The organism is Corallococcus sp. M7 (assembly GCF_054512695.1).
Map to the genome: position 1 here is coordinate 3,313,559 of NZ_CM137252.1, position 17,078 is coordinate 3,330,636.

The 17,078-nt window shown below is 70.0% G+C and carries 13 protein-coding genes; 10 read left to right on the forward strand and 3 right to left on the reverse strand.

All coding sequences use genetic code 11. From position 1 onward, the window contains the following. Window positions 1-15: 15 nt before the first annotated feature. The 5 genes from aspS (at window position 16) to ACX114_RS13500 (ending at window position 6,445) form a co-directional block, all read left to right on the forward strand. Window positions 16-1,833: an aspartate--tRNA ligase gene (aspS, locus tag ACX114_RS13480; protein WP_459298188.1), complete on the forward strand. Its 1,818-nt coding sequence runs from the start codon at window positions 16-18 to the stop codon at window positions 1,831-1,833. A gap of 140 nt (window positions 1,834-1,973) precedes the next feature. Then, complete coding sequence (locus tag ACX114_RS13485) at window positions 1,974-3,227, forward strand: carbohydrate porin (protein ID WP_459298190.1); 1,254 nt, start codon at window positions 1,974-1,976, stop codon at window positions 3,225-3,227. 59 nt (window positions 3,228-3,286) lie between these two features. Continuing rightward, on the forward strand, window positions 3,287-4,276 hold the full coding sequence (locus ACX114_RS13490; protein ID WP_459298192.1) for a cupin-like domain-containing protein: 990 nt from the start codon (window positions 3,287-3,289) through the stop codon (window positions 4,274-4,276). Between the two features lie 517 nt (window positions 4,277-4,793). Next, the gene (locus tag ACX114_RS13495; RefSeq protein WP_459300155.1) at window positions 4,794-5,573 is read left to right on the forward strand and encodes a cupin-like domain-containing protein; all 780 of its coding nucleotides are present in this window, start codon (window positions 4,794-4,796) and stop codon (window positions 5,571-5,573) included. Next, on the forward strand, window positions 5,570-6,445 hold the full coding sequence (locus tag ACX114_RS13500) for a hypothetical protein (RefSeq protein WP_459298194.1): 876 nt from the start codon (window positions 5,570-5,572) through the stop codon (window positions 6,443-6,445). The genes ACX114_RS13495 and ACX114_RS13500 overlap by 4 nt, the downstream gene beginning before the upstream one ends. A gap of 12 nt (window positions 6,446-6,457) precedes the next feature. Here the strand turns inward: ACX114_RS13500 and ACX114_RS13505 are convergent, their stop codons facing one another. Together ACX114_RS13505 and ACX114_RS13510 are read right to left on the reverse strand one after the other, a co-directional pair. Then, window positions 6,458-9,238: a CHAT domain-containing protein gene (locus ACX114_RS13505; RefSeq protein WP_459298196.1), complete on the reverse strand. Its 2,781-nt coding sequence runs from the start codon at window positions 9,236-9,238 to the stop codon at window positions 6,458-6,460. Window positions 9,239-9,355: 117 nt separating this feature from the next. Continuing rightward, the gene (locus ACX114_RS13510) at window positions 9,356-11,020 is read right to left on the reverse strand and encodes a M14 family metallopeptidase (RefSeq protein WP_459298198.1); all 1,665 of its coding nucleotides are present in this window, start codon (window positions 11,018-11,020) and stop codon (window positions 9,356-9,358) included. Window positions 11,021-11,144: 124 nt separating this feature from the next. On the opposite strand from ACX114_RS13510, the gene ACX114_RS13515 reads away from it, so the two are divergent. The 5 genes from ACX114_RS13515 to ACX114_RS13535 are packed head-to-tail and all read left to right on the forward strand — an operon-like array spanning window position 11,145 to window position 16,218. Then, window positions 11,145-12,173, forward strand: coding sequence for a hypothetical protein (locus ACX114_RS13515; protein ID WP_459298200.1), 1,029 nt, complete (start codon window positions 11,145-11,147; stop codon window positions 12,171-12,173). Beyond that, window positions 12,170-13,207, forward strand: coding sequence for a hypothetical protein (locus ACX114_RS13520; protein WP_459298202.1), 1,038 nt, complete (start codon window positions 12,170-12,172; stop codon window positions 13,205-13,207). Before ACX114_RS13515 ends, ACX114_RS13520 begins: the two co-directional genes overlap by 4 nt. Before the next feature lie 27 nt (window positions 13,208-13,234). Beyond that, on the forward strand, window positions 13,235-14,170 hold the full coding sequence (locus tag ACX114_RS13525; protein WP_459298204.1) for a hypothetical protein: 936 nt from the start codon (window positions 13,235-13,237) through the stop codon (window positions 14,168-14,170). Next, window positions 14,157-15,260: a hypothetical protein gene (locus tag ACX114_RS13530; protein WP_459298206.1), complete on the forward strand. Its 1,104-nt coding sequence runs from the start codon at window positions 14,157-14,159 to the stop codon at window positions 15,258-15,260. Before ACX114_RS13525 ends, ACX114_RS13530 begins: the two co-directional genes overlap by 14 nt. Then, window positions 15,241-16,218 carry a DUF1152 domain-containing protein gene (locus ACX114_RS13535; protein WP_459298208.1) on the forward strand — a complete coding sequence of 326 codons (978 nt, stop codon included), beginning with the start codon at window positions 15,241-15,243 and terminating at the stop codon, window positions 16,216-16,218. The genes ACX114_RS13530 and ACX114_RS13535 overlap by 20 nt, the downstream gene beginning before the upstream one ends. Here the strand turns inward: ACX114_RS13535 and ACX114_RS13540 are convergent. Beyond that, complete coding sequence (locus ACX114_RS13540) at window positions 16,215-17,018, reverse strand: hypothetical protein (RefSeq protein ID WP_459300157.1); 804 nt, start codon at window positions 17,016-17,018, stop codon at window positions 16,215-16,217. The genes ACX114_RS13535 and ACX114_RS13540 overlap by 4 nt on opposite strands. Window positions 17,019-17,078: the final 60 nt, after the last annotated feature.

Genomic DNA, 17,078 nt, shown 5'->3' on the forward strand with positions numbered 1-17,078 from the left:
ACGCAGGCGGTCTCCATGGCGGTCCCGTTCATTTCCGAGGTCAAGCGTACCCACACCTGCGGTCAGCTCACGGCCGCGAACGTTGGCGAAGAAGTGGTCCTCTTCGGCTGGGTACACAACCGCCGCGACCACGGCGGCGCGGTGTTCATCGACCTGCGGGACCGCGAAGGGCTCACCCAGGTGGTGTTCGAGCCGGACAGCAAGGAGGCCCATGAGACGGCCGGCCACCTGCGTCTGGAGTACTGCATCGGCATCAAGGGCAAGGTGCTGTCGCGCGGCAAGAACGTGAACCCGAAGATGAAGACGGGGGAGATCGAGGTGAAGGCCTCGGACCTGACCATCTTCAACCGCTCGGAGCCCACGCCGTTCCTCATCGAGGACAACGTGGAGACGTCCGAGGAGAAGCGCCTGGCGCACCGCTACCTGGACCTGCGCCGCGGGCCGCTCCAGAAGACGCTGATGACGCGCTCGAAGATGAACACGCTCGCGCGCTCGTACATGGCGGGCAACGGCTTCCTGGAGCTGGAGACGCCCTTCATGGGCAAGTACACGCCGGGCGGCGCTCGTAACTTCCTGGTCCCCAGCCGCCTGAACCCGGGCAAGTTCTACGCGCTGGCGGAGAGTCCGCAGCTCTACAAGCAGCTCTTCATGGTCGCGGGCTTCGACCGGTACTTCCAGATCGTGAAGTGCTTCCGTGATGAAGACCTGCGCCTGGACCGGCAGCCGGAGTTCACGCAGATCGACGTGGAGATGAGCTTCGTCACCCAGGACGACATCTTCACCATCATCGAGGGCCTGCTGAAGAAGCTGTGGAGCGAGGTGCTGGGCATCGACATCCCGACGCCCTTCATGCGCATGGACTTCTACGAGTCCATGGCGAAGTACGGCAACGACAAGCCGGACCTGCGCTTCGGGCTGGAGCACGTGGTGCTCACGGACGTCATCCGCGAGCACGGCGCCGCGGGCGGCGTGCCCATGATGTGGGAGGCGGTGCAGGACAAGGGCATCGTCAAGGCGATGGTCGTCCCGGCGGAGAAGGCGCTGTCCCGCGCGGAGAGCGACAAGCTGGAGGACTTCGCGAAGCAGGCGGGCGCCAAGGGCCTGGCGCGCGCGAAGGTGGGCGAGGGCGGTGAGTGGACCCAGTCCCCGCTGTCCAAGACGATCACGCCGGCGCTGCGGCAGGCCATCAACCAGGCCGTGAACGCGAAGACGGGCGACCTCATCCTGTTCCAGTTCGGCCGCGAGTCGCTGGTGCACACGGTGATGGCGAACCTGCGCGTGCACGTGGCGAAGAAGCTGGGCCTCATCCCCGAGTACGGCAGCGGCGGCCAGTGGAAGTTCCTCTGGGTGGTGAACCCGCCCCTCTTCGAGTTCGACGAGGAGACCAACACCTGGGCGGCGGCGCACCACGCCTTCACCCGTCCGCACGACGAGGACGTGCAGTACCTGGGGACCGACCCGGGCCGCGTGAAGTGCCACCGCTACGACGTGGTGCTCAACGGCTTCGAGATTGGCGGCGGCTCCATCCGCCTGCATGACCCGAAGGTGCAGAGCGAGGTCTTCAAGGCGCTGGGCATCCAGGAGGAGGAGGCGCGCGTGAAGTTCGGCTTCCTGCTGGACGCGCTCAAGTTCGGCGCGCCCCCGCACGGCGGCATCGCGCTGGGCATGGACCGCCTGGTGATGCTGCTGACCGGCGCGGAGTCCCTGCGCGACGTGATTCCGTTCCCCAAGACGAAGACGGGCACGGACACGATGACGGGCGCCCCCGGCGACGTGGACGAGAAGCAGCTGCGCGAGCTGCACGTGCGCTCGGTGCCGCTGCCCCAGAAGTAGCTTTCGTTGCTCGCCGCACCCCGGGCCGGTCGAAAGGCCCGGGGAAGTGGCTGGAAGCCGACGGACAGCCCCTCGGAACGGCTGGACATCCCGGTGGCCATGGCCATTGAGGACCGGTGGCGTGCGAGGGGGCGGGTGTGATGCGGGGACGGGCTTTCGGGGCGTGGGTGCTGGCGTGCGCGCTGCTGTGCGCGGGGCCGGCCTTCGCGGCCGAGACGAAGATGCCCCCGGGCCTCACCGGTGGCTGGGGCGGGATGCGCGGGTTTCTCTACGAGCTGGGCGTGGGGATCCAGCTCCGCTACGTGACGGAGCTCGCCTTCAACGCGCGCGGTGGCAAGGGCCATGCGCTGCGGCAGGCGGGCCAGTTCAACGCGGGGCTGGGCCTGGACCTGGAGAAGCTGGCGGGCTTGAAGGGCGGCACCTTCCAGTTCTCGTTCACGCACCGCAACGGCAACAACCTCAACGCGGACATGGCGCTGGGGAACCTCCAACTGGTGCAGGAGGTGTACGGGCGCGGCAACGTGGGGCGCCTCACGCAGCTCTGGTGGGATCAGCTCTTCTTCGATGAGCAGGTGCACCTGAAGCTGGGGCGCATGACGGTGGGCGAGGACACCGCGGACTTCCCCTGCGACTTCCAGAACCTGTCCTTCTGCGGCGCGCAGCCCGGCAACATCGTGGGCAACTACTGGTTCAACTGGCCGGTGAGCCAGTGGGCCACGCGGTTGCGCGTGGACCTGGCGAGGGTGGCCTACGTGCAGGTGGCCGCGTACGAGGTGAACCCGCGCAACCTGGAGGAGGCCTTCTATCTGGGGCGCTTCAGCGGGGCGACGGGCGTGATGCTGCCCCTGGAGCTGGCCTGGAACCCGAAGTTCCACGGCGACCGGCTGGAGGGGCTCTACAAAGTCGGCGTCTGGTACGACACGTCCAACGCGCCGGATGTGTTGCTGGATGGCGTGGAGAGGGAAGGGCGATACGGCATCTACTTCGTCGCGCGTCAGCAGCTCACGCACGTGGCGGGCTCGGAGAACGCGGCGCAGGGGCTCAACGTCTTCGTCCGCCTGGCGCGCACGGACCTGGACACCTCCACGCAGGATGGCCAGTACACGCTGGGCCTGGGCTACACGGGCGTCTTCGGCCGGGCGGATGACGACGTGGGCTTCGCGCTGGGCGCCACGCACTCCAACGGGCGCTACGTCACCGCGCAGCGGCGGAAGCAGGCGCTGGACCCCGACACGCTGATCCCGCGCACGGAGTACCTGGGCGAGCTGTACTACAGCCTCCATGCGACGCCGTGGCTCGTGCTGCGGCCCAACCTCCAATACATCCGCCCCGGCGGTGACGAGGACGCGCGCAACATCCTCGTCCTAGGGCTCAAGGGGGCACTCACCCTGTAGGGCATGTGGGGAGAGGGCCCCCTTTCCGTGCCACTTCGCGGGTGGCCTAGAGTGGGGCCATGGCCTTGTCACCCTCGTGGGATGCGTGGCTGTCGGAGAACCTGCTGCGGGGCGTGCCTGAGGAGGCGCTGGCCCGCGCACTGGTCGCCGGAGGGGTGGAGCCGGAAGAGGCGCACGCGGAGGTGGCTCGTGCGCGGCGGCACCCGGCGGTGGAGGCCGGTGGCTCGCGCGGGGCGCTGGGGGCGGAGGTGGTGTCGCTCCTGGACGTGCGCGCGTCGCTGCATGCGCAGTCCCGCCGGACGGTGGAGCGGCGGCGGGGCGTGTCCGCGGAGGAGTTCCAGGCCCGCTACTACCGCGCGCACCGGCCTGTGGTCCTGGAGGACTTCATGGAGGGCTGGCCGCTCTTGGAGCGCTGGCGGCCGGAGGTGCTCGCGCGGGACTACGGCGACGTGGAGGTGGAGGTCATGGCGGGCCGCGAAGCCCGCGCGGACCATGACGTGTCACCGGACGCGTGCCGCACGGTGATGAAGCTCTCGGACTTCCTCCACCGGCTGGAGCACGGCGGGCCCACCAACGACCTGTACCTCACCGCGCGCAACTTCGCGCTGGAGCGGCCGGAGCTGCGAGCGCTGCTGGACGACCTGCGGCCGGCCCCGGGCTTCGTGTACCCGAAGCGGCAGCACGGGAGCCTCAAGCTGTGGGTGGGGCCGGCGGGCACGCACACGGCGCTGCACCATGACGTGGACTCGGTGCTGTTCTGCCAGGTCCACGGGCGCAAACGCTTCTGGCTGGTGCCGTCTTTCGAGACGCCCCGCCTGTACAACCGCGAGCACGTATGGAGCCCGGTGGACGCGGCGGCGCCGGACCTGGAGCGCTTCCCGGACTTCGCCCGCGCGCATGTTCACGAGGTGGTGGTGGGCCCGGGGGAGATGCTCTTCATCCCCGTGGGCTGGTGGCATCAGGTGCTCGCGCTGGACGTGAGCGTGTCGCTGACGTTCCAGTCGCTGGAGGTGCCGGGTGGAAACGCGCGGTGGCACACCTTCGGTTGAGGTGTGCCCGCCGCTTCAATGGCTTGCGTCAGCCGTTGAGGTTTTCGTCCTTCGGCGTTTCAGGAAGGGGCGGTGTGGACGGCGGCGGCGTGGGCGGCGGGGTTTCAGGTGTCCGCTTCCGGCTGAGGTCCTCCTGCGCGGGGTCACACGGGGGATTGGGGTTCGGGACGATCTTGTATGAGTTCTCGGGAGGAGTCATGGAGTCCGCTCGGGGTGGATGTAGACGGCCCAAAAGGTTCAGCCCGATTCAAGGGGTCTGGCGATGACGTCTTCCTTTCCCCTCGAATGGAAAACGTGGCTCGCGGAGAACCTTGTGCGTGGGGTGCCCGCGGAGCGGCTCGCGGCCCGTCTGGAGACGGCTGGCGTCACACCAGAGGTTGTCTGGGAAACGATTCGGGCCGCGGAGATCCATCCGGCGGTGATGCTGGCGCGTGAATTCACGAAACGTCTGGGATTGCTTGAATCACTGCTGGAGGCGCGGTCGGTGTCGCGACGACAGGCTTTGCCCTCGCCGCGTGTGGAGCGGCGGTCCCGGCTGGCTCCGGCGGAATTCTTCCGTGAGTATTACCGGCGCAACCGGCCGGTTGTCATTGAGGGCTTGATGGAGGACTGGCCGGCGCGGACGCGGTGGACGCCCGCGTGGATGGCGGAGCGTTTCGGTGACGAGACGGTGGAGGTGATGGCGGGGCGCGATGCCCAGGAGATGCCGGACCTGCATGCGGACCGCCTGCGCCGGGACGTGCCGCTGCGGGAATTGCTGGCGCGGTTCGACGGTGCGCCTGCGAACGACATGTATCTGGTGGCTCGAAACAGCCTGCTCTTGCGTGACGCGTTCCGGCCGCTCTTGGAGGACCTGCGTGCGCCGGAGGGATACATCCAGCCGGACCTGCGCGAGCCCGACCGCGTGCATCTGTGGCTGGGGCCGGCGGGGACGCTGTCCAACCTGCATCATGATCACCTCAACGTCCTGTTCTGCCAGGTGTGGGGACGCAAGCAGGTGTGGCTGGCGCCGTCATGGGAGACGCCATGGATGTCCAACGTGCGCGGCTTCTACAGCGCGGTGGACGTGCTGGCGCCGGACCTGGAGCGCTTCCCGGACTTCGCCCGGGTGGCGTTGCACACGGTGGAGGTGGGGCCGGGGGACACGCTCTTCATCCCGGTGGGGTGGTGGCACGCGCTGCGGGCCTTGGAGCCGAGCCTGTCGGTGACGTTCGTGAGCTTCGAAGAGACACCTGGGATGAACACCTGCTGGCGGGAGGGCTGGCTGGGCGCCACGCCTCCGGAGGAGCACCGATGAGAGCTTCGCGTGAAGTGGAGGCGGGGACCTCGCCGCTGACACCCGAGTGGCGGCGGTGGCTGGTGGAGAACCTGGTGCGCGGGGCGTCGCCGAAGGAGTTGGTGGCGTCGCTGGAGAAGGCCGGGGTGCCGGCGGAGCAGGCGCGGCGGGCGGTGGAGGTGGAGCAGCAGGAGCCCTTCGTCGCGGGCGCGCTGCGGGCGGTGGGCATGCAGCGGAAGCTGGAGGGGCTGCTGGACGTGTACGCGGAGCTGTTCCAGCAGACGGAAGGGCCGCCGCGCGTGGACCGGCATGACGCGCTGACTCCTGAGGTTTTCTTCGAGCGCTACTACTTCGACAACCTGCCCGTGGTGCTGCGGACGGAGTGGAGCAAGTCGCTGGAGCCGGAGGCCTGGAGCCCCGGGAACGTGGCCGCGCTGTTGGGAGAGGCGCGACACGCGTGCTGCGTGCCCCTGTTCGAGGACTCGCGACTGGAACCGCTGGCCCGGGGGCTGGCGCCGCTTCAGGGCTTCACGGTGGAGGATGCTCGTGTGTGCGAGCCCCGCCTGTGGTGGGAGCCGCCCGGTGCGGAAGTGCCCTTGCGCGCGGCACGGCGCAATGTGCTGCTGGCGCAGGTGCATGGGGAGCGGCGGCTCCAACTCGTTCCAGCGTTCGAGTTGCGGCGCGTGACGGGGTCTGGCGATGCACCCCTGCGCCTGGACGTGACGCTGTCGCCGGGAGAGTGCGTGCTGCTGCCAGTGGGGTGGTGGTACGGCTTCAGCGCGCCCGAAGGCGGCGTCGCCGTGTCGTTCGAGGCCTTCGCGCTGCCGGAGCCGAACGTGACGTGGGTCGCCGACGCGGAGCCCCAGCCGTCGCCGCTGCCTCCGCGTGACTGAGGGACGCGGGCGCTACTGATACAGCAGGACCTTGTCCACCCAGCGCATGTTGGGTTGCTTCTTGTGCCAGTCGAGGCGCTCGGCTCGCAGGGCCTGGGAGGGCTCCTCGCCGGACTGGATGCGCTCGCGCACGGCGCGGAAGAAGGCGCCCGCGTCGTTGGGGATCTCCGCCGTGGCGGCGAAGACGGCCCGCGCTCCGGAGGCGACGAACGCCTGCGGCAGTGATGACGTCTCATGCAGGATGGGCGGCAGGCGGGCCGCGCTGCATGCTCCCAGCACCACCAGCGGGGCTCCGTGCAGATGCCGGCGGCGAAGCTCCTCCGCGGTCAGCGCATAGCGGCCGTCCTGCTGCGGCGACAGCGCGATGACCGTGGCGTCCGACAGCGCGCGGTCCACCACTCCGTGCGCGTGGATGTCGATGTCCGTGGCCTGCTCCATCGCCTCCAGCACGCGCTCGGGCGTGGCCTGCGCGCCCTTGAGCCGCAAGAGCCGCTGCGCTCCCGCCAGGTCCACGTCCGCCGCCGCGGGCAGCCGCGCCAGCTTCAACGTCAGGGGCGGCTCCACGTCCGACACCACGACGTGCAGGGGCGGCTTCGCGGGTGACGTCGCGGGGACGCCCGTGCCGACCCGGTAGCTCCAGGCCATGTCCGCCGGCAGGAGGCCCGCGCGGCTGTCCAGGGGCGGCGCGGCCAGCACCGCCACGCGAGGACAGTCGCGCAGCAGCTCCACCTGCTCGCCGGGCACCAGCCCGGTCAGGTCATCGCGCAGGGGCACCGTGCGCGAGGCGTCATAGTGGCCCTGCACCTGTCCTTGCGGACCGCGCACCACCGTCACCGTGCGCTCCGCCTCCACCGCCGCCGCCAGCACGCAGCCCTCCGGCACGGGCACCTGGAGGCTCTCGGCCACCACGTCCATGGCCTCGCGGAAGGCTCCGGCGTGGCCCGCGCTCACCGCGAGCGTCTGGTAGGCCACCGCCCGCGCGTCGCGCGCATCCGCGTTCACCCGCAGCAGCGGCTCCGCCTCCGCGATGGTCTGCCGCAGCACGCGCTGGCCCTCGCGCCAGTCGCGGTCCACCGCGAAGCGTCCCCGGATGAGCGTGGCCAGCACGCGCCGCCCCGCGTTCTCCCGAAGCGGGTTCACCCGTGCGAGCTCCGCCATCAGGCGTGCCTCGTCGGACGGACGGGGCGCCAGCCGCGCCAGATCCGCGAGGATCCACGCGCCCTGGAGCCCGGGCGTCTGGCCGCATGCCAGCGATTCCTCCAACTCCTGCCGCGCCTCCTGTGCGCGGAAGCGCATCAGCGCCAGCGACGCCAGGTTGCGGTGCGCCTGCGTGCGCGCCAGACAGTCGTCGGGCTGACGGGCCAGGGACTCGGTGAGATAGGCGCGTGAGAGCGCCACCCGGACCTGGAAGCGCGTCGCGTTGGCCAGCATCACCAGCGCCTGTCCCTCGCGGTCCCATTCGCCCAGCGCGGCGGCCTCCTGCCACGCGGCCCTCGCGGACTCCTCGCCCTCCACCAGCCGGTTCGACGCGGTCGCGCGGCTGCTCAACCGGATGAGCAGATCCACGCAGCGCAGGGGCAGCGTCTTCGCACGGCACTCGCCCAGCGCCTCCCGCAGGCTGTCTCCGGCCTGCGTCCCCTGTCCCGACAGGTCGTCCAGCCGCGCGCCCTCCTGCGCCACGCGCGAGAGGACCCAGGGGTCCGTCTCGCCCACCGTCAGGGCGCGAAGCTCCTCGTGCGTGCGCGCCACGCCCGGCGTGCGCAAGAGCGCGCCCAGCAGCAGGTCCTTCGCCGTGGGCTCCTGGCGCAGCCGTTCGATGAGGCTCGCGGGGGTGGGGTGCGCGTCCTGGACCAGCTTCGCGTACTCGCGCGCGAGCGGAGCCCGGCGCGCGAAGTCCTGCCCCGCCATCCGCCGCACGGTGTCCCGCAGCACGCTGCCTCCGCCGGCCGCGTGGTCCAGCACCCCCGCGAGCGGCAGCAGGGCCTCCACCTGTTCAGCGCTCTCCGCGGTCGCCATCAGCTCGTAGAACCACTCGCGCGCCAGGCCCGGGAAGCGGGCCGCGCCCTCCACCGGCAGGGGCGCCTGGGGCGAGCGCAGCCGGGCGTGGAAGGCCTCACTCGTGGCCTTCCATGCGTCCGCCCGGGCCTGGAACCGGGCGCGCAGCGTCCGCGCCTGCTCGCGCGCCTCATCGCTCCAGCCGGGCTCGTTCTTCGCGGCCACCGCCTCGAACGACATGGCCGCGAGGAGCGTCAGCCCCAATTCGCGCGCCACCACGGCGCGGTTCCATCGCGCCTGCGGGTGCTCGGGCATGGCCTCCAGCGTGGCGTCCAGCAGGGTCAGGGCTTCATCGGAGTGGCCGCGCAGGATGGCGACGGCGGCCAGGTCGCTGTCGCGGTCCAGCGAGGGCGACGCGCGCCGGAGGTACGCGAGCGCCTGCTCCGTGTCGCCATGCAGCAGGTAGCTGACGCCCACGCCGTGCGCGTCGCCGCGCTCCTCCAGGCGGGACAGCGCGCCCAGCGGCACCGGCGGAGCCAGCGCGTCCCGTTGGGGCGGCGCATGGGGACGGTACACGTCCGCGGCGGGGAGGCTCAGCCTCACCTCCAGGGGACGGTGGGGCGCGTCCGAGAGCCACAGCGCCGGTGTCTCCGGCCCGTCGCCCCGCTGCTTCCAGAAGCGCACGGCGACGAAGCCCAAGGCCATGCAGAGCGCCAGGGCCACGAGTCCCCAGACGCGCGCCACGCCTGTGCGCCCCGGAAGGCGCGTGCCTCGGGGCGTTTGCCACATGCCAGCCATCCGGGGCCTCCCGCGTGCCCCCGCACCATCTCCGCGGGTCCTGCGGGCTCCAGTCTAGGGCCAATGCCCCCGGGCAGGACAGACCCGGGGGCAAGGAGACGTCCGGAGATGTAAGGCCTACTCCACCTTCTGGGGGGCCCGCGTGGCCTCCACCAGTCGGTGGATGGGGTACAGCTCTCCCACCTTCAGGCTGCCATCCAGGAACTGCCAGCGGCAGAAGCCGTCATCCGAGTGCGGCTCCAGCAGGTAGGTGATGAGCGTGCCCGTGCGCTGGTCGGTGCCGACCAGGAGGGTGCCGGCGGGGAAGTCCTGCTCGGAGCGCTCGGGGGCCACGGTGAGGATGGTCTCGAAGCGCACCGGCTTGGGCTTCTGGCTCAAGGGGACCTCGTCCTGGCCCGGGGGCGGCACGTTGGCGGCGACGTCCGGGCTGAAGGTCTCCTCCTTGCGGGCGATGCGGTAGCTGTCCACCTGGAAGCGCTGCGCCTTGGCCAGCTTCTCGTAGCGGATGCCGTGGCCGTCCAGCCGCGCGGCGAGCGACGCGGGCACCAGGTAGCCGGCCGGCGTGCTCACGGCCTGCGTGGGCACGAAGGTGCGGTGGTGCGGCGTCTTGTAGACCTTCTTGCGCTTACCCGGGTAGCGGCGGTCCTGGATGCTCGCCTCGTCGAAGGAGTTGATGACGGCGGTGTCGTTCTCCTTCACGTAGGCCGGGTAGTCGAACACCAGCGCCCCGTCCGTGGCGCGCTGGGCGACGCCGTAGTTGATGCCCACCCACTCCCGCACGTTGGGGTTCTGGCCGCGCGCGATGATGGCGGCCTCCTCGAACTCGGTGACGCGGCGGTACTCCTTCGCGTAGCGGGCCGCGTCGCGGATGAGCTCCAGCACCCACGCGCGGATGACGGCGCAGCGGCGCGGGAAGTCGATGTAGCTGTACGTCTCCAGCAGCACGTCCAGCCGGCCCAGGAGGCCGCGGTAGTGGCTGCCGAAGCGGGGCAGGGCGGGGTAGGTGTGCCAGCCGGAGCGCGGGTCGCCCTCCTTGCGGAAGTTGCCGTACCAGAAGCTGTCGAAGCCGTGCTTCGTCTTCACCGCGGCGGACACGCGCTCGGCCAGCTCGCGGTTGTAGTCGCGCGAGGTGTGCAGCAGCTCCGCGTTGCCGTGCGGGATGTCGAAGGTGAGGTCGAAGCCGTGGATGCTGCCGTCCGTGGTGTGGCAGTCCACGAAGAGGTGCGGCCACCACGACTGGTACAGCTTCGCCAGGGCGCGCGTCTCCGGCGCCTCCTGCTTCATGTTGTCGCGGTTGAGGTTCCAGCCCTCGCCCGTGTAGCGCATGCCCACGCCACCGGGCGGGTTCACCTGGCCCTCCAGGTTCTTCAAATCCAGCGCGCGGTTGCCCTTGCTGATGCGGTCGTTGCCGTCCGGGTTGAAGTTGGGGACGAAGACGATGCACAGGCGGTCCAGCAGCTTCTTGCCCAGGGACGTGAGCGTGAGGTCGCGCGCGAGCGCCTGGAGGGTCTCCTTGCCCTCCACCTCACCGGCGTGGATGTTGGCCTCCACCATCACGATGAGCTTCTTCTGCTTCTTCGCCAGCTCCGGCGTGAAGCAGTTGCGGTCGCTCAGGATGAGCGACATGAGCGGCTGGCCTTCACCGCTCTGGCCGAAGTCCACGCGCTTCGCGAGCTTGGTCTGGGCACACAGGGCGTCGACGAAGGCGACGACGTCGGCGCTGCGGGACGTTTCCTGGTAGTCGGTGGCTTCCGCGCGGGTGAGCAGCTTGGGAGTGGGCATAGGTGCGGCGCATCCGAGCGCTCCGGCCCTGCCGCGTCAAGCACGCGCGATAGGGGGCTGCCTTGCCGCGCCGTGGCGGTGTCCCATATGAAACCCCGACAGAGAGTGCAGTGGAGGGGGCTTCATGATGCGTGGTGATCAGCGGCGAAGGCACGCGTGGGGCGTGCTGTTCCTGGGGCTCGCGGTGGCGTGGGCCACGGGGTGCAAGCAGGAGCCGCCCGTGGAAGCGGCCGTGCCGGTGGACGCGGGCGTGGCGCCCGTGGCCGTGGTGGACGCGGGCACCCGGCGTGTGGACGCGGGGACGGTGGCGAAGGTGGTGAAGCCGCTGCGGTTCTCGGACGTGGTGATTGCGCGCCAGGGCTTCCGCGTGGACGTGACCTACACGCTCGCCAATCCGGGGACGGTGCAGGGGCGCGGCGTCGCGTGCATGACGCTGCTCGATGAGCAGGGGCAGACCATCGAGGTGGTGCGGCTGGGTGGCATCGCCGTGAAGGGCGGGTTGGAGGACACGTTCGAGGACCACGTGACCGTGGCCGACTTGCGGTGGAACCAGACCCGCTCCGTGCTGCTCTTCACGCTGCCCTACCGCGACGCCTGTGGCTACAGCAGCCACCCGCCGACCAGCGAGCCCCTGCGGATGCTGCCGTCAGGCAAACCCGCGCCGGCGGACCTGCCCGTTCCCGCGCCAGCGAAGGAGACGAAGCCGGAGGACTTCGCGGTGTCCGACATCGAGTTGACCCAGGAGGGGACCCTGCCTTTCTACGCCATCCGCTTCACGGTGAAGAACGTGAGTGACCACCGGGCTTCGGGGCGCGGGTGTCTGCGGGGCTACGTGCGCCGGGACTCTCGCGCGCTGGAGGAGTCCCTCGCGGGGTCCTTCGACCTGGCTTCGGGCGCATCCGTGACCCTCACGGAATCTGTCGTCTTCCAGGATGACATGCACTGGGACGAGGTCACGGTGCTGCGCTTCTTCGCGAGCCCCCATGGCTGCGGAAACAAGGAGGGGACGGAGAATCCGGGCGTCCTGTTCGACAAGCCAGAGGGGGTCCGTTCGCCCGTGGAGGAGGCGGCGGACGTCGAGGCGGATGACGACGCGAGCGACGATGCCCCGGCGCCGGACGACGCGGCTCCGGCTGACGAGGTGACGGAATGATGCGCGATGGCGGGTGGAGGCGGAGCCTGGGCGTGCTGCTCGTGGGCTGCGCGGCGGTGTGGGGCGCGGGGTGCAGGAAGGAGCAGCCCCAGGCGGTCGCGCCCGTGGACGCGGGGGCGGTGGCTGCCTCCGTGGCCGACGCGGGTGTTCCAGACGCGGGTCCGGTGGCGAAGCTGGCGAAGCCGCTGCGCTTCTCGGACGTGGTGTTCAAGCGGGACGAGACCCGTCTGGACGTCACGTACACGCTCACCAACCCGGGGACGGCCCAGGGGCGTGGGGACGTGTGCCTGGCACTGCTCGACGAGAAGGGCGTCCTCGTCCACGCGCGGGTGATGGGCTACATCACCGTGAAGGGCGGCACGGACGACGTGTTCCAGGATTACGTCTACATGCCCGAAACAGCCTGGCCGCAGGCCCGGTCCATGCTGCTGTACACGGCCGCCGAAGGTCTCTGTGACAGCGCCGACTTCGGGGCGTCCAGCGAACCCTTGCGCCTGCTCCTCACGGGACAGCCCGCGCCCACGGGGGCTCCCGTGCCCACGCGGCCGAAACCGCTGGCGGCGGGGGAACTCACGCTGTCCAACGCGAAGCTGGAGCAGCCCGGTGGCGGCACGCGCTACGAGCTCACGTACACGTTGAAGAACCTGAGTGCCCGGCGCATCAATGGCAGCCTCTGCCTCCACGGGTACGAAGCGGGCAAGGAGGACTCCCTGTTCTCCGCCTCGCTGGATGATTTCAGCCTGGCGCCCGGCGCGACGCGAACGCTGACCGAGGAGGTCACCGACGTGGACGGCGAGGACTGGGACACGGTGTCCACGCTGGACCTCTTCGTGGAAGAGCAGATGTGTGTGCTGGCCCAGTCGAAGGAAGCGCTTACCCGCCTCGAGTTCAAGAAGCCCGACGACGTCCACGCTCCCGATGAGAGCGTGACCGACATGGATTCGAGCGATGACTACGAACCCGAACCGGCGTTCCCTCAGGAGCCGCCTTCCTCGGACGATGATGATGTGTCGCCGGAGTCCCCAGGGAACTGATGCCGGGGTGGCACCAAGGAAGACATCATGATGCGGAGTGATCAGCGGCACGTGCCGGGCCGGGTGTGGGTAGCCCTCGCGGCGGTGTGGGTCGCCGGGTGCAGGAAGGAGCAGCCCGCGGCGAGCGCACCCGTGGACGCGGGTGTGGCGCACGTGGCCGTGGTGGACGCGGGCATGCCGGACGTGGCGAAGGTTTCGAAGCCCCTGCGCTTCTCGAACGTGGGGCTCCGGCGCGTGGCGGACGGCGACGTGACCGTGACCTACACGCTCACCAACCCGGGCACGGCGCAGGCGCGCGGGAAGATGTGCCTGATGCTGCTCGACGCGCAGGACCTGGCCATCGAGGTCCGGTGGCTGGGGAGCATCACCGTGAAGGGCGGGTTGGAGGACACGTTCGAGGACGAGACGAACGTGGACGACCTGCAGTGGAACCAGGTCCGCTCCTTGAGGCTCTTCACGACGGCGTCCGACGACTACTGCTCCGACACTCCTCCCAAGTCGGCCAGTGAGCCCTTCCGGATGCTCCCGACGGGAGCCCCCGCGCCCGCGAAACTTCCGCTGCCAGATCCGCCGCCGGTTTCGACGCCGGAGGACTTCGAGGTGTCCGGCCTCCATCTGGGCCAGGCCGGGACTCCGGAGGGCCCCTCCCTCACCTTCACGGTGAAGAACGTGAGTGACCACCGGGCCTCGGGGTCGGGGTGCCTGCGGGCCTATGCGAAAGAGGGCTCACGCGCTTTGGAGGAGATCGATGTCGGGGTGTTCGACCTGGCCCCGAAGGCTGCGTCGACCCAGACGGTCGCCGTCGAATTTCATCGCGCCAGACATTGGGAGGAGGCGACGGTGCTGCGCTACTTCGTGGGCCCCTATGGCTGCGCGTTGTCGGAAGGCGCGGGCGGCCCGGGCCATCCCGTCAACCTCCCGGCGAAGGCCGGTGGTGAAGAGGCTCAGCATGATGCGGAGTGACTGGCGGGTGCGGACCCTGTGCGCGTGGCTCGTGGGGAGCGCGGCGCTGTGGGGCGTGGGCTGCAAGAAGGAGCAGTCCCAAGCGAATGCCCTGCCCGACGCGGGCGTGAGGGACATGGCCCAGGTGGGTGTCCCCGCCGCGAAGCCGGTGGCGAAGCCGCTGAGGTTCTCCGGCGTGAGACTCAAGCGGGATCCGTACTTCGTGAACGTCACGTACACGCTCACCAACCCTGGGACGGTGCAGGCGCGTGGGGAATCCTGCCTGGCGCTGCTCGACGAGATGGGCTTCGTCACCCATGAGCGGAACCTGGGAAGCATCACCGTGAAGGGCGGCACGGACGACGTCTTCAACGACAGAATCTACCTGCCGGAGGAGAGCTGGGATTCGGCCCTGACGGTGCTGTTGTTCACGGTCAAGGGAGGGCGCTGCGAAGGGGCTGACTTCCAGGCGGCCAGCGAGCCGTTGCGACTGCGTGCCACGGGAGAGCCTGCCGCCGCGGACGCGCCGACACCCAAACGGCCAGGAAAGCTGGCGCCGGGAGAAATCGAGCTGTCCGGAGTCTCGCTGCGACAGGGCGCCGAAGCCGACGAGTACGTCCTCGAATACACGCTGAAGAACGTGAGCCGACGGCGCATCAATGCCCAGGCTTGCATCCAGGCGTATGGAGAGGACGAGGACGTGAGCGAGGACAGGGCCTCCGTGTTGGCGGACGACCTGAGCATGCGCAGCCTGGCGGCCGGGGCGACGAAGACCTTCACCGACAAGGTCGAGCTCGTGGACAGCCTGCGCTGGGACGAGGTGGTTGCGCTGGACGTGTTCCTCGATGCGCGGGGCTGCGAGTCGAAGCCGGCGGCGGCGCCGGTCCGTGTGCGGTTCGACAAGCCCGCGAACGTCCACGCCCCTCGCGACGGATGGCCACCGCTGGACGAGCGCGATGCCTTCGACCCGGAAGAGGAGACGACGGAGGAGGAGGACGAACCTGCCGCAGAGCCTGCCGAGGATGTGACGGATATGGACGAGAGCGACGCCTACGACCCCGAGGTGGAGTTCCCGCAGGAACCGTCGTCGGATGAAGAGACGGCGGACTGACATCGCCATGGACCTGGCCACCTCACCGCTGTTCGAACGGCTCCAGCGCGCGGACCACGTGCTGCTCGCGGGCGCGGGCGGCGGCTTCGACATCTACTGCGGCCTGCCGCTGTATTTCCGGCTGCGTGAGATGGGCAAGCGCGTGTCGCTGGCGAACCTGAGCTTCACGGTCCTGGAGCGTGTGGACGGACGCGTCGTGGCTCCGGGGCTGATGGAGGTCCGCGCGGAGACGCAGGGGCCTGCGCACTACTTCCCGGAGGGCGTGCTCGCCCGGTGGTTCCAGGCGCGAGGTGAGTCCGTCTCCATCTACTGCTTCGACAAGGTCGGGGTCGCGCCGTTGAGCGCGGCCTGGGCTGCGTTGCAGGCGGAGCTGGGCTTCGACACGGTGGTGCTGGTGGATGGTGGCACGGACATCCTCATGCGCGGGGACGAGGCCGGGTTGGGCACGCCGGAGGAGGACGTCTCCAGCCTGGCGGCGGTGGATTCGCTGACGCTGCGGGAAAAGCTGATCGTCTGCCTGGGCTTCGGCGTGGATGCGTTCCACGGCATCTGTCACGCGCACTACCTGGAAGCCGTCGCGGACCTGAGCCGGCGTGGGGCCTACCTGGGCGTCACCGCGCTGCTGCCGGGGATGCCGGAGGTGGACCGCTACCGCGAGGCGGTCATGTTCTCCTCCGAGGAGATGGCCCGGCGCCCGAGCATCGTGTCCCTGTCCGTGGTGGGGGCCATCGACGGCGACTATGGCGACCAGCACCGCACGTCGCGCACGCAGGGCAGCAAGCTGTTCATCAACCCGCTGATGAGCATGTACTGGGCGTTCGACCTGGACGCGGTCGCCAGGCGCTGTCTGTATCTGGACGAGCTGCGCGACACGACCACGAGCTGGGAGGTGGGCGCACGCATCGAGGCCTTCCGTGCCCGGCACCCCTCGAAGCCCTGGGCGGACATCCCCGTCTAGCGCACGGGCATCCCGAGCACGTAGGTGACGGCGCCCTTGCCCTTCTCGCGCAACTCGCCCACCTCCCACGTGTAGCCGGGACGCTGGAGGCTCTGCGTCAGGGCCTTCAGCTCCTCTGGCCGGTGGGCCCGCAGCGTGGACACCAGCCCGTCCCATGCGAGCGCCAGTGGCGCCACCGGCACCGCGTAGGTGAGCAGCAGGCGCAGGGGCGTCAGCGGCCGGATGAACGGCGTGAAGAGCAGCACCAGCAGCGGCACGAACAGCGTGCCCAGCACCCCGCCCGGCGTGCGGTGCACGACCTCGAAGGCCGCGAAGGCTTCACCCTGCCGCTGCGCGTCCTCCATCACCTCGCGCACCTCCTCCGGCCGGAAGTGGTGCAGGGCGTTGAAGAGCGTCCGCATGCCGCGCAGGTCCTCCGGAACCTGCCGCGCATCCACGGGCCGGGTGAGGTACGTGGCGCCCTCCGCCCGTGCGCGCTCGGCGGCCTCCGCGTTGGGGTACAGGTCCGTGAGCACCGCCCGCGTCTTCAGTCCGTGACGCGCTTCCAGCAGCCGCTGGAGATGGGGCACGGGCCCCTGGCCGCCGGAGCCCAGGTCCACCAGCGTGTCCGTGCCGGACGCCTGGAGCCCCTTCGCGAGCACGTCCGCCGCCGCGTCGAACAACCCCATCCGCGTGGACACCGTGTGCAGGTAGTCCGTGGACAGGTTGCGCGCCGCGCGGGGATACCAGGGCTGATCAATCAGCTCGAAGAGGTGCAGGCGGGGCAGCAGGGCGGGGTGCTCGGGGGCGGTGGAGTCCATGCGGGACAAGGTGCCGCCAGCGTGCGTGGGGTGCACTGACCGCTGGCGCCAGAACGGCTT